Genomic DNA, 12,596 nt, shown 5'->3' with positions numbered 1-12,596 from the left:
GACTGGTATTTTTGGGTCCGCCGGCGTTCTCAGCGCGCCGCCGCGCGGGCGCCGTCCCGCTCGGCGCGGTACTTGATGGCGAAGGCGCGCACCTCGTCCGCGACGGATTCGCCCGTGCCGACGAACCAGCGGGAGCGGGCGGCCTCGACGACCTGGTCGGTCGCGGCATCCGACTCTGCAGCCAGCGCCTCTTCGACCGTCTCGAGCGCGATGAGCGGCTTGTTCAGGCGCAGGCGCGACATCATGCGCAGCTGCGGCAGCGCGCGGGCCTCCGCCTCCTCCTGCGTGGGGGATGCCACGACGTTGACCGTGAGGAAAGTACGCGGCTCGGGGTGCTCCTCGCTCGGCTGGTATCCGGCGCGGTACAGGTCGAGTGCACGCTCGAGACCCTGCCCCGAGAAGTGGTTCGCGAACACGTACGGCAGACCGTGCGATGCGGCGAGCTGGGCGGAGTAGTCGCTCGACCCGAGCAGCCACACCTCGGGGCTGCCGGTGGCCGAGGGCGTCGCATGCACGGTGTACTCGCCTCCCGAGGTGAAGCGCACGGTCGCGCCCTCGCCCGAGATGAGCGCGGCGATGTCCTGCACGTTGCGCGGGAACTGCTCGACGTCGCTCGTGGTGCCCGACCCGCGCAGCAGCTGCGTGATCACGGGGTCGCTGCCGGGAGCGCGGCCGAGGCCCAGGTCGATGCGGCCGGGGGCGATGGCCTCGAGGGCGGCGAACTGCTCGGCGACGATCAGCGGGGCGTGGTTCGGCAGCATGACGCCGCCGGAGCCCAGGCGGATCTGCGTCGTGCGCATCGCGGCGGCGGCGATCAGCACCGGGGGAGTGGTGGATGCCACGGCGGGCATGTTGTGGTGCTCGGCGAACCAGTAGCGGCGATAGCCGAGCCGGTCGGCCACGGCCGCGAGGGACAGGGAGGCGGAGATCGCCTCGGCGCTGGTCTGCCCGGTGCGAACCGGGACGAGGTCGAGAACGGAGAGAGCAGTCACCCCGAATCCAACGCGGGAGAAGAGCGGGGCATTCCCAGTACCGTAAAGGCATGGATGCGGAGATCTTCTACGTGCTCGTCGGTGCTGTCGTCGTGGCGGCGATCGCCCGATGGCGCGGATGGCCGGCGCCGCTGCTCGTCACGGTGGTCGCGCTCGCCGCATCCTTCCTGCCCTTCGTTCCCGACGTCGAGATCGACGGGCACCTGCTGCTCAACCTCGTGCTGCCCCCGCTGCTGTACTCGGCCGCGCTCGACGTCTCGTTCGTCGGGTTCAAGCGCAGCCTCCCGCAGATCCGTCGACTGGGCATCACACTCGTGCTCCTCACCGCGCTCGCGGTGGGTCTCGTGGCGTGGTGGATCCTGCCCTCGCTGACGCTGCCGGGAGCTCTGCTGCTCGGCGCCATCGTCGCGCCGCCCGACGCCGTCTCGGCCGCGGCGATCGGCCGCAAGCTGGGGCTGCCGCGCCGCATCATGACGGTGCTGTCGGGCGAGAGCCTGATCAACGACGCCACCTCGCTCACCCTCTACCGCGTGTTCGCCGCGATCATCGCCGGCGCGACCCTCACGGTGTGGGACGGCGTCTGGCAGTTCCTGCGCGCGGTCGGCGTCGGAATCGCGGTGGGACTCGTCTTCGGCATCGTGCTGCACCAGCTGCGCATGCGCATCAACGACGCCGTCGTGATCGGCACGTTCGGTCTGCTCGCCCCGTTCGGCGCCTACGCGATCGCGGAGCACCTGCTCGGATCCGGCGTCCTCGCGGTCGTCGCGATGGGCCTCTACGTCGGCTACAACTCGCCGCGCACCGACTACACGACCCGTCAGCAGGAGGCGCCGCTCTGGCTGTCGGCCGACCTGCTGCTCGAGAGCTTCGTGTTCGCGTACATCGGCCTGCAGTTCCCGCGCGTGCTCAGCGACCTCGGCGGTGAAGAGGTCGGGCGCATCCTGCTGCTCTCGGGTGCCGTGCTGCTCGTCGTGCTCGTGATGCGTCCGCTCTACGTGTACCCCGCGAACGGGTGGGCCAACCGGCAGGATCGCAAGCGTCTCGAACGCTGGGACCGCACGGTCGAGTCCGGCGCGTTCGACGAGCGACGCCGGGAATCGAAGCGCTGGAAGGACTACAGCGCCGAGGAACTGCGGTCCAAGATCGTGCGCGACCGCATGGCCGGGCTGCAGCTGAACTGGAAGGACAACGCCGTCATCTCCTGGGCGGGCATGCGCGGCGTGGTGACCCTGGCGACCGCGCTCGCCGCGGCCGATCTCGCGGCGCTCGACACCGAGCCGTCGCACGCGATCGTCGTGGTGGCGTTCATCGTCACGGTCGGCACACTGCTGCTGCAGGGCCTCACGCTGCCGCTGCTGATCCGCGGGCTGGGCATCGCCAGCGATGTCGACGAGGCGGACGACGAGCGGGCGATCGCCGAGGTCAAGGCCAAGAGTCGCGAGGCCGGCAAGGCATTCCTCGCCGAGAAGCGCATCGAGTGGGAGCAGAAGTACGGCGAGGTCGACCTCCGCGTCTTCGACAGTTTCACCAAGCGCATGACGCGGGTCGAGAGAGACACCGACGAGGCGCAGCAGGTGGAGGACGCTGTCGCGAGGCCCTCCTACGAAGACCTCGTGGCCCTGTCACGCGGGTGGCTGCAGGTGCGCCGCGACATCCTGCTCGCCGAGCGCGACGCGGGCAACCTCGACGAGGAGGTCATGCGCGAGCTGATGACCGCGATGGATGCCGAGGAGTTGGCGCTCGACACCCGGGGTGCGACGCGCCAGCAGGGGCGGGCGTAGCGGGTCGCCCCTGCTGACGGAACGCGAGAGCGCCCCGCCCCGAGAAGGGGCGAGGCGCTCTCGCGTGATGCGGGGTCAGCGGCTGCCGGCCGGCTCCTTCTCGGATGCCGCCGCGTCGGCGGCATCCGCCTCCGAAGCCTCGTCGTCGGAGTCGTCCGCGAACGGCAGGCCCTCACGCGGGGCGTTGTAGAGCTCCTCGTCGAGGATGCCCTCGCGCTTGGCGACGATGGTCGGCACGAGCGCCTGACCCGCGACGTTGACGGCGGTGCGACCCATGTCGAGGATCGGGTCGATCGCGAGCAGCAGTCCGACGCCCTCGAGCGGCAGGCCCAGGGTCGACAGCGTCAGCGTGAGCATGACGGTTGCGCCCGTGGTGCCGGCGGTGGCGGCGGATCCGACGACCGAGACGAGCACGATCAGCAGGTACTGCACGAGGTTCAGCTCGATGCCGAAGAACTGCGCGACGAAGATCGCGGCGATGGCCGGGTAGATCGCGGCGCAGCCGTCCATCTTGGTCGTCGCGCCGAACGGCACGGCGAACGAGGCGTACGAGCGGGGCACGCCGAGGTTGCGCTCGGTGACGCGCTCGGTGAGCGGCAGGGTGCCGATCGACGAACGGCTGACGAACGCCAGCTGCACGGCGGGCCAGACGCCCGAGAAGTACTGACGGATCGACAGTCCGTTGGTCTTGACCAGCACCGGGTAGACGACGAAGAGCACGAGCGCCAGGCCGATGTAGACCGCGATCGCGAACCAGCCGAGCGAGGCGAGCTTCTCCCAGCCGTACTTCACGACCGCGGCACCGATCAGGCCGAACGTGCCGAGCGGGGCGATGCGGATGATCCACCACAGCACGCGCTGGATCACCTTGAGCAGCGACTCGGTGAAGGCGAGGAACGGCTCGGCCTTCTTGCCGGCCTTGAGCGCGGCGATGCCGACGGCGACAGCGATCACGATGATCTGCAGGATGTTGAAGTTCACGCTCGACGAGAACGTGCCGTCGGTCGCGCCGGGATTCGTGCTGACGCTCAGCCCGAGGAAGTTCTGCGGGATCAGGCCGAGCAGGAAGTTCCACCAGGTTCCGACCGTGTACGGGTCGCTCGGCTCGAGGCCGTCGCCTGCACGCGCGCCCGGCTGGATGACGAGGCCGAGCACGATGCCGATGGTCACGGCGATGAACGCGGTGATCGCGAACCAGAGCAGGGTCTGTCCGGCCAAGCGGGCGGCGTTCTGCACACGGCGCAGGTTCGAGATGCTGGCGACGATCGCCGTGAAGATCAGCGGTACGACGGCGGTGCGCAGCAGCGTGATGTACGAGCTGCCGATCGTGTCGAGCGTCGCGGAGAGGCCGTTGGGGCTGTCGGCGGTGGCGCCGAGCTGGCGGGCGATCAGGCCGGCGGCGATGCCGAGGACGAGGGCCGCGAGGATCTGGAAGCCGAACGAGGTCAGCAGCTTCCGGACGGGTCCGCGGGTGTCTGGCGCCTTCGCGGCGCGGACGGTGGTGCTCATGGGGTGGAACTCCAGAATCGGAGCGCGCCGTGTGCGCGCGATGTCCTCCACGCTAGGAGCGTGGTCGGATCGTCGGGGCCGACATGACGAAGGATGACGGATGCCTCGGCATCCGTCATCCTTCGTCGTCAGCGGTGGCTGCCGCAGTGCGGGGTGCTACTTCGCGAAGCACTCCTCCTGCTTGTCGGTGAGGATCTGCGTCGTGAGCGCCTTCTCCTCCTCGTTCTTCTGCTTGTCCTCGCCGTCGGCGATGTAGCCGAGGGTCTCGTCGCTCAGGTCGGAATCGACGAGGGCCTCGGCGAAGCAGGTCGCTGCGTCGTCCGAGATGGCGTCGGGGAGGCCCTGGTCTTCGTAGACCTGCTGGATGCCCTCGGCGACCTCGTCGGCCGTCGGACGAGCGGACCCGCCGCACGCCGCGAGCGAGAAGGCGAGCGCGGCGATGGGCAGAGCCAGCAGGATGCGGGAGCGGGTGCGCGGTGTCCGGTCAGTGGCGATCATGGTGCCGACCATAGCCGCCTCATGGCGAACCCACAGATGGGGTTGCGCTCGGGCGTCGGGGTTCGATAACGCCGCGGGTCATGACGGGGGCCTGCTCAGGCGAGGACGAGGAGCTCGCCGACCTCGCAGCCGAGGGCGTCGCAGATCGCGCGCAACGTCGAATAGCGGATCGCGCGTGCCCGGTCGTTCTTCAGCACCGACAGGTTCACGATGCTCACGCCCACCCGGGCGCTCAGCTCGGTGAGGGTCATTCCCCGCTCGGCGAGCAGCTCGTCGAGACGGCAGTGGATGCCGGTGGCCTCGTCGTCGTTCTCCGCCGGGGTCATACGAGGCCTCTCGTGTCGTTCTCGAGCGCCGCGTTCTCGCGCTGGAGGCGGATGCCCTGGCGGAAGGCGGCGGCGATGAGCCCGACCGCCACACCTGTGGCGAAGAGCGGGGCGATCGACCAGAACTCGATCGGGTGTGCGGGATCGCCCGAATCCGCGCCGAGCGCCACGATCACTCCGTTGCGCCCCATGTTCTCGAGCAGCACGATGAGCAGCGGTGCGAGGGTGAGCGTCCACCCGATCGCGTCGAACGCCCGTACGTTGCTCTGCACGAAGAAGCCTCCGCGGAGGAGGTTCCAGGCCACGACCATGACTCCGGCGATCACCACGAGGGGTGCGAGTGTCCACAGCGCGAGCGATCCGATGATCGCCGCCGTCGAGACGGCATCCACTCCTGTGGCGAAGACCATCGCCTGCTGGGCGACGCCCTCGACCGATGTCGCGCCGGAGTCGACGGTCGCGCTGATCGGCTGCTCGTCGATGGGGATCGACCAGGCGATGCCCTGGTCTCGGAACGTGCTGAGCACGCGTATGACGCTGCTGATCGCGGTGACGACCACGGCGGCCGCGCCGAAGAGGATCACCGTGATGGCATCCGCTGACTGCGAGCGCGACGCCCTCGTCGTGCCCATCAGACGAGACCCTTCGTGTCGCTCTCGAGCGTGGCGTTGTCGCGCTGCAGACGGTCGCCGATCGCGAAGACCGTGGTGACGAGGGCGACCACGAACGCACCGAGGATGAAGGTGAACGGCTCGACGCTGATCACGGCGTTGTCGAGGCCGTTGTCGGTCACGGCGGAGACCGTCGCGTTCGCGAGCATGTTGTCGAAGAAGCGCACGGCCGAGAAGCCCACCAGCCCGGTGATCCCGGCGGTGGCGACGAGTGCGGTGTGACCGCGGCTGAACACGCGCCCGCCGACGGTGCTGCGGGCGAGCAGGATGAGGCATCCGATCACGACGACGATCGTGATGATCTGCACCACCTGGCCGATGATGCCCGGCACGGCGGCGATCGCCGGCAGCTGCGGCGCCGTGACCGTGGCGCTGTCGAGGCCCACGGCCACGCTGCCGCCGGTGGTCAACGGCAGGTCGACGGTGGTCGCAGACGGGGCGAACTCGACGAGCACCGGAACGTTCACGCCGCCGGCGAGCTCGATGATCCGGATGATCGAGTACACCGTGATGTACGCGGCGATCAGGAATCCCGCGATGCAGAAGCCGATCATGGCTCCGATGTCTCCGCGGCTGAGGGTGCGGTCCTTGGCTGTCGAGGTCATCATCCACTCCTTATCGATGGTCGATATTACCGATAGTCGTTAACATAACGAGAATCGATAAAGCGCGTCAAGACCCCCGTCGGTGGGGCCGGGGATATCGCCGGATGTCGTGGCGCTATGCCGACGGCGAACACGGGCATACGTCATCCGCGCGGTGGTTACTCTCGATGTACAGGCGCGGAGACCGTCGCAGGACTCAGCGCTTCGCCCCAGTGCGAATAAGGAGTCACAGCATGTTCGAGAGATTCACGGACCGAGCCCGTCGAGTGGTCGTCCTCGCCCAAGAAGAGGCGAAGATGCTCAACCACAACTACATCGGCACCGAGCACATCCTGCTCGGCCTCATCCACGAGGGTGAGGGTGTCGCAGCCAAGGCGCTCGAAAGCCTCGGCATCTCGCTCGACGCCGTGCGCGAGCAGGTGCAGGACATCATCGGCCAGGGCCAGCAGCAGCCGACCGGGCACATCCCGTTCACGCCGCGCGCCAAGAAGGTGCTCGAGCTGAGCCTGCGCGAGGCGCTGCAGCTCGGCCACAACTACATCGGCACCGAGCACATCCTGCTCGGTCTCATCCGCGAGGGTGAGGGCGTCGCCGCTCAGGTGCTCGTCAAGCTCGGCGCCGACCTCAACAAGGTGCGCCAGCAGGTCATCCAGCTGCTCTCGGGTGCTCCCGGGCGCGAGCCGGCCGCTGTCGGCGCGCAGTCGAACGACACCCCGAGCGCCCAGGGCGGCTCGCAGGTGCTCGACCAGTTCGGTCGCAACCTGACGCAGGCCGCGCGCGACAACAAGCTCGACCCGGTCATCGGGCGCGAGAAGGAGATCGAGCGGGTCATGCAGATCCTGTCTCGCCGCTCCAAGAACAACCCCGTGCTGATCGGTGAGCCCGGCGTCGGCAAGACCGCCGTCGTCGAGGGTCTCGCTCAGGCGATCGTCAAGGGCGATGTGCCCGAGACGCTGAAGGACAAGCAGCTCTACTCGCTCGACCTCGGCTCTCTCATCGCCGGTTCCCGCTACCGCGGTGACTTCGAGGAGCGCCTGAAGAAGGTCACCAAGGAGATCCGCACGCGCGGCGACATCATCGTCTTCATCGACGAGATCCACACCCTTGTGGGTGCGGGTGCCGCCGAGGGCGCGATCGACGCGGCCAGCATCCTCAAGCCGCTGCTCGCCCGCGGTGAGCTGCAGACCATCGGTGCCACCACGCTCGACGAGTACCGCAAGCACTTCGAGAAGGATGCCGCTCTCGAGCGCCGCTTCCAGTCGATCCAGGTGAACGAGCCGAGCCTCCCTCACACGATCAACATCCTCAAGGGCCTGCGCGACCGGTACGAGGCGCACCACAAGGTGCAGATCACCGACGGCGCGATCGTCGCGGCATCGAACCTCGCCGACCGCTACGTCTCCGACCGGTTCCTGCCCGACAAGGCCATCGACCTGATCGACGAGGCCGGCGCACGCCTGCGCCTCAGCATCCTGTCGTCTCCGCCCGAGCTGCGCGAGTTCGACGAGAAGATCGCGAACGTGCGCGAGCAGAAGGAGCAGGCGTCCGAGGACCAGGACTTCGAGAAGGCCGCATCGCTGCGCGACGAGGAGAAGAGCCTCCTCGCCGAGCGCCTGCGCCTCGAGAAGCAGTGGCGTTCGGGTGACGTCGCAACCCAGGCGGTCGTCGACGAGGGCCTGATCGCCGAGGTGCTTGCACAGGCCACCGGCATCCCGGTCTTCAAGCTGACGGAAGAGGAGTCCTCGCGACTCGTCTTCATGGAGAAGGCGCTGCACCAGCGCGTCATCGGTCAGGAAGAGGCCATCGCGGCACTCTCCAAGACGATCCGTCGTCAGCGTGCCGGCCTCAAGGACCCGAAGCGTCCCTCGGGCTCGTTCATCTTCGCCGGACCCACGGGTGTCGGAAAGACCGAGCTCGCCAAGGCGCTCGCCGAGTTCCTGTTCGACGACGAGGCTGCTCTCATCTCGCTCGACATGAGCGAGTTCGGTGAGAAGCACACCGTCTCTCGTCTGTTCGGTGCCCCTCCCGGATTCGTCGGATTCGAAGAGGGTGGACAGCTCACCGAGAAGGTGCGCCGCAAGCCGTTCAGCGTGGTGCTGTTCGACGAGATCGAGAAGGCCCACCCGGACATCTTCAACTCGCTCCTGCAGATCCTCGAAGAGGGTCGTCTGACCGATGGTCAGGGCCGCGTGATCGACTTCAAGAACACCGTCATCATCATGACCACCAACCTCGGTGCTCGTGACATCGCCGGTGGTCCGGTCGGCTTCCAGATCGAGGGCGTCAACGCCACGACCTACGAGCGGATGAAGGGCAAGGTCAACGAAGAGCTCAAGCGCAACTTCAAGCCCGAGTTCCTCAACCGTGTCGACGACATCATCGTGTTCCCGCAGCTGTCGAAGGACGAGCTCGTGCAGATCGTCGATCTGTTCACGAAGCGTCTCGGAGAGCGTCTGCTCGACCGCGACATGACGATCGAGCTCTCGCAGGCCGCCAAGGAGCGCCTCATCGAGATCGGATTCGACCCGGCACTCGGTGCCCGACCGCTGCGTCGCGCGATGCAGCACGAGGTCGAGGACCGGCTGTCCGAGAAGATCCTGCACGGTGAGCTGAACCCCGGCGACCACGTGAAGGTCGACTCGAAGGATGGCCAGTTCCTCTTCGAGCACGGCCCGCGCGGCGAGCAGGTCGCGGTCGGCGTCAACACCGGCGGAGCGATCCCCGGCACCCCCGACCTGGCCATCGCCAGCGGAGAGTAATCCCTGAGACAGAAGGGGCGGATTCAGAGCATCCGCCCCTTCTGCTGTGTGGACGGCCGGATCCCCCCTTCCCTTCGAATCGCGCACTTTGCAGATTTCGGGCCGGAAGATCTACAAGGTGAGCGATTCGAACGGAGGGGGTGCTTCAGCGACCATGGAGGTCACGGGTTCTAGGCTGGATGCCGTGAGCGAGTACATCGTCCGTCCGGCGCGCAGCGCCGACATCGTCGGCATCCGTGCCCTTCTGCAGCCGATGGTCGAGCAGCGCATCCTTCTCGGCAAGGACCTGGCGGTGCTCTACGGCGCCGTGCAGGAGTTCGTGGTCGCCGAGGCCGACGGGCAGCTGATCGGATGCGGTGCGCTGCACGTGTTCTGGGAAGACCTCGGTGAGGTGCGCACCCTGATGGTCCGCGACGACTGGCTGCACCACGGCGTCGGCGGCGCGATCGTCGGGCACCTCGAGGAGAACGCCCGGGTGCTCGGTCTGAGCCGCCTCTTCTGCCTGACCTTCGAGGTGGAGTTCTTCGGTCGGCGCGGATACACGCCCATCGGCGAGCAGGTCGTGGACCCAGACGTGTACTCCCAGCTGCTGCGCAGCGGCGACGCCGGTGTCGAGGAGTTCCTCGACCTCGCGCACGTGAAGCCGAACACCCTGGGGAACACCAGGATGCTCAAAAGCCTCAACTAATCTGGATACATGCCCCGTCAGTCTGCTGCCGTCTATCGTCGTCGGCGACTGGTGACCCTGGTCGCCCTGATCGTCGTGCTCGCGGTCGTCGGCGTCTCGGTGTGGCTCCTGATCGCCCGCCCGTGGGCCGGGGCGACCGAGGCCTCGCCGGTGCCGACCTCGTCGTCGACGCCTGCGGCTCCGTCTCCGTCACCCGCGCAGAGCGAGTCGCTGACTCCCACGCCCCAGCGGACGCAGGAGGGTGAGACGCCGACCGACGGCCCGAGCGTCGAACAGTCGCCCGGCATCGTCGCCTGCCAGGCCGGCGATGTCGAGGTCGCCGCGGTCACGGATGCCGAGTCGTACCCGGCGGGCGCGCTGCCGAACCTGTCGATCTCGTTGACGAACCGCGGGTCGGCAGACTGCACGATCGACGTCGGATCCACCACGCAGCGGTTCACGGTCTCGAGTGGCGAAGACGTCTGGTGGCGCTCGAGCGACTGCCAGGAGAACCCGAGCAGCATGATCGCGACCCTCGCCGCAGGGGCGACCGTCACGAGCAAGGTGCCCGTGGTGTGGGACCGCACCCGGTCGAGCGTCGACACCTGCGCGCAGGAGAACCGTCCGCGGGCTCCCGGCGGGGGATCGTCGTATCACGTGTCGGTCGAGATCGGCGGGTTCGCCGGGGCGACGACCGCGCAGATCCTGCTCTACTGATCTGACGAGCGCGCCCGGGCCATCTGCGCCTCTGCGTGACTGCGTTCGACCGGTACTGACACCACCCGTTCTTTGGGATACCATAGAGATGGTTCTCTTGAACTTGCGGCGCATGCCATCCCCAGTGGCGTCGACTCATAGCGTCCCCAGCGCTTCGACATGCCGCTCGAGAGCCCGCGGGCCCTTTCGACTGCTCCCATCCCCAATGGACACTCGAGAGGGCCCCAATCTTTTCCGGCAACCCCGGCGCGAGCAGCGACGCTCGCACCGTGAATAAGCTGGACTCATGGCATCGAAGAAGGCGAAGTCCGGCAAGAACAAGCCCGCACCCGAGGATTTCCGGTCGGATGCTCTCGCGCAGGCGCTCGAGAAGCAGGACATCGCCGCGGTCGCCCTGGCCCTGCGTCACGGCACGACCGTCGTACCGCTGATCAAGCCCGGCGCACGCGACAACCCGCTCGACAGCGGCGAGGTGTGGACGTACCGCGACCCGAAGTCCGGCGATCTCGCGCTGCTGCTGTTCAGCGATGCGAAGAACAAGCCCGAGAACCTGCCCCCGGGCGTCGGGATCTACACCGCGGAGTGGCTGCGCAAGTTCCTCGCCACGCATCCGATCACGACGGTGTTCCTCGACATCGCCGGCCCGCATCCGATGCAGGCGTCGCCCGAGGAGATCCTCAAGGCGCTCGACGCCTGACCCGGGCCGGCACCCCGGCGCAGGCGCGGGCGCGGGTGCGCGGGCGGCGCTGGCCTCCGACCAGCCGCCTCCACCCGGGCGGGGTCACTTGTGCACCTGTCGGTCCGGGCGGGGTCACTTGTGCACCTGAATCGCCCGATTGCGGTTCTGAATTGACCCCGCTTGGTTGTGCGGTGCGGAATTGACCCCGCCTGGGCCGGCGGCGGTGCGGAAATGGCATCGTGCCGCGTTTCGGCTCCTCAAGGCCCTCGACGCCTGACGCGCGTGCGTCCGGGGGGTGCGGGATGGCCGCGCCCAGGCCGACGGGTCGCTCAGAACGGCGGGATGTCGCGCTCGGGACGCCGCGAGGTGTTGCGGGCGCGGACGTCGTTCAGCGCCGCACGCAGCGTCTTCGACCGATCGTCGACGACCTGCTCGTAGCCGAGGCGCTTGGCCTCGTTGCGGCGCTGCGCCGACTGGGTCACGGGCCGGATCTCGCCGGCGAGGCTGAGCTCGCCGACCGCGGCCACGGTGCGCGGAACCCGGATCTGCTGGATCGACCCCGCGACGGCGACCGCGATGGCGAGGTCGGCCGCAGGCTCGGTGAACCGCACGCCGCCGACGGTCGACACGTACACGTCGAGATTGCTCGTCTTGATGCCCGCGCGTCGCTCGAGGATCGCCAGCACCATCGCCACACGTGACGCGTCGAGGCCGTGCACGACGCGGCGTGGATTCGGTGCCGCGGTGTCGATCGTGAGCGCCTGCACCTCGACCGGCAGCGCGCGGCGGCCCTCGAGGGAGATCGCGACGCAGGTTCCCGGCTCGGTCTCGCCCTGCGAGAGGAACAGTCCTGAGGGATCGGGAACCTCGGCGATGCCGTCGCCGGTCATCTCGAAGCATCCGACCTCGTCGGTCGGACCGAAGCGGTTCTTGAGCGCGCGGATGAAGCGCAGTGACGTCTGCCGGTCGCCCTCGAAGTGGCAGACGACGTCGACCAGGTGCTCGAGCACGCGGGGGCCCGCGACAGTGCCGTCCTTGGTCACATGGCCGACGAGGATGACGGGCAGCCCGCGGTCCTTCGCGACGCGGATGAGCGTCGCCGCGACCTCGCGCACCTGGCTCGGCTGGCCGGCCGCGCCGTCGATCAGCGACGACGAGACCGTCTGCACGGAGTCGACGATCACGAGCTGGGGCTGCACCGCATCGATGTGGCCGAGGATCGTCGCGAGGTCGGTCTCGCTCGCGAGGAAGAGCTCGTCGTGCAGCGCGCCGGTGCGCTCGGCACGCAGACGCACCTGGCCCGGGGATTCCTCGGCGCTCGCGTAGAGAACGCGGCGACCACCCCGGGCGGCCTGTGCCGCCACCTCGAGCAGCAGCGTCGACTTGCCGACG

At 68.3% G+C, this 12,596-nt stretch carries 12 protein-coding genes; 5 read left to right on the top strand and 7 right to left on the bottom strand.

Annotated elements, in window-relative coordinates; all coding sequences use genetic code 11:
- Positions 1-29 precede the first annotated feature (29 nt).
- Positions 30-992, bottom strand: a complete 963-nt coding sequence (locus tag RTM68_RS13210; protein WP_312171637.1) for an LLM class flavin-dependent oxidoreductase — start codon at positions 990-992, stop codon at positions 30-32.
- A gap of 50 nt (positions 993-1,042) precedes the next feature.
- Here RTM68_RS13210 and RTM68_RS13205 point away from each other — a divergent pair, with 50 nt between their 5' ends.
- A complete protein-coding gene (locus tag RTM68_RS13205) occupies positions 1,043-2,773 on the top strand; it encodes a sodium:proton antiporter (RefSeq protein WP_312171634.1) in 1,731 nt (576 codons plus the stop codon).
- Between the two features lie 75 nt (positions 2,774-2,848).
- Here RTM68_RS13205 and RTM68_RS13200 read toward each other — a convergent pair whose 3' ends face one another.
- From RTM68_RS13200 to RTM68_RS13180, 5 genes are all read right to left on the bottom strand, one after another.
- Positions 2,849-4,282, bottom strand: coding sequence for a dicarboxylate/amino acid:cation symporter (locus RTM68_RS13200; RefSeq protein WP_312171631.1), 1,434 nt, complete (start codon positions 4,280-4,282; stop codon positions 2,849-2,851).
- Positions 4,283-4,438: 156 nt separating this feature from the next.
- A complete protein-coding gene (locus RTM68_RS13195) occupies positions 4,439-4,780 on the bottom strand; it encodes a hypothetical protein (RefSeq protein ID WP_312171628.1) in 342 nt (113 codons plus the stop codon).
- Positions 4,781-4,875: 95 nt separating this feature from the next.
- The gene (locus RTM68_RS13190; RefSeq protein WP_312171626.1) at positions 4,876-5,106 is read right to left on the bottom strand and encodes a helix-turn-helix transcriptional regulator; all 231 of its coding nucleotides are present in this window, start codon (positions 5,104-5,106) and stop codon (positions 4,876-4,878) included.
- Positions 5,103-5,738: a DUF2975 domain-containing protein gene (locus RTM68_RS13185; RefSeq protein WP_312171623.1), complete on the bottom strand. Its 636-nt coding sequence runs from the start codon at positions 5,736-5,738 to the stop codon at positions 5,103-5,105. The genes RTM68_RS13190 and RTM68_RS13185 overlap by 4 nt, the downstream gene beginning before the upstream one ends.
- Complete coding sequence (locus tag RTM68_RS13180) at positions 5,738-6,382, bottom strand: hypothetical protein (protein WP_312171620.1); 645 nt, start codon at positions 6,380-6,382, stop codon at positions 5,738-5,740. The genes RTM68_RS13185 and RTM68_RS13180 overlap by 1 nt, the downstream gene beginning before the upstream one ends.
- Positions 6,383-6,615: 233 nt before the next feature.
- Here RTM68_RS13180 and RTM68_RS13175 point away from each other — a divergent pair, with 233 nt between their 5' ends.
- The 4 genes from RTM68_RS13175 to RTM68_RS13160 all read left to right on the top strand — a co-directional run bounded on the left by RTM68_RS13175 (position 6,616) and on the right by RTM68_RS13160 (position 11,222).
- A complete protein-coding gene (locus RTM68_RS13175) occupies positions 6,616-9,141 on the top strand; it encodes an ATP-dependent Clp protease ATP-binding subunit (protein WP_312171617.1) in 2,526 nt (841 codons plus the stop codon).
- Between the two features lie 184 nt (positions 9,142-9,325).
- On the top strand, positions 9,326-9,829 hold the full coding sequence (locus RTM68_RS13170) for an amino-acid N-acetyltransferase (protein WP_194764996.1): 504 nt from the start codon (positions 9,326-9,328) through the stop codon (positions 9,827-9,829).
- Positions 9,830-9,838: 9 nt separating this feature from the next.
- On the top strand, positions 9,839-10,525 hold the full coding sequence (locus tag RTM68_RS13165; RefSeq protein WP_312171615.1) for a hypothetical protein: 687 nt from the start codon (positions 9,839-9,841) through the stop codon (positions 10,523-10,525).
- A gap of 286 nt (positions 10,526-10,811) precedes the next feature.
- Positions 10,812-11,222 (top strand): dehydrogenase, encoded by a 411-nt coding sequence (locus RTM68_RS13160; protein WP_194764994.1) that lies wholly within the window; start codon positions 10,812-10,814, stop codon positions 11,220-11,222.
- Positions 11,223-11,533: 311 nt separating this feature from the next.
- Here the strand turns inward: RTM68_RS13160 and RTM68_RS13155 are convergent.
- Positions 11,534-12,596, bottom strand: a 1,063-nt coding sequence (locus RTM68_RS13155) for an AAA family ATPase (RefSeq protein ID WP_312171612.1), incomplete at its 5' end; no start/stop codon positions are given.

The sequence above is a fragment of the Microbacterium sp. genome (assembly GCF_031988965.1).
GTDB lineage: Bacteria > Actinomycetota > Actinomycetes > Actinomycetales > Microbacteriaceae > Microbacterium.
This window is presented reverse-complemented; position numbering and strand designations above follow the sequence as displayed.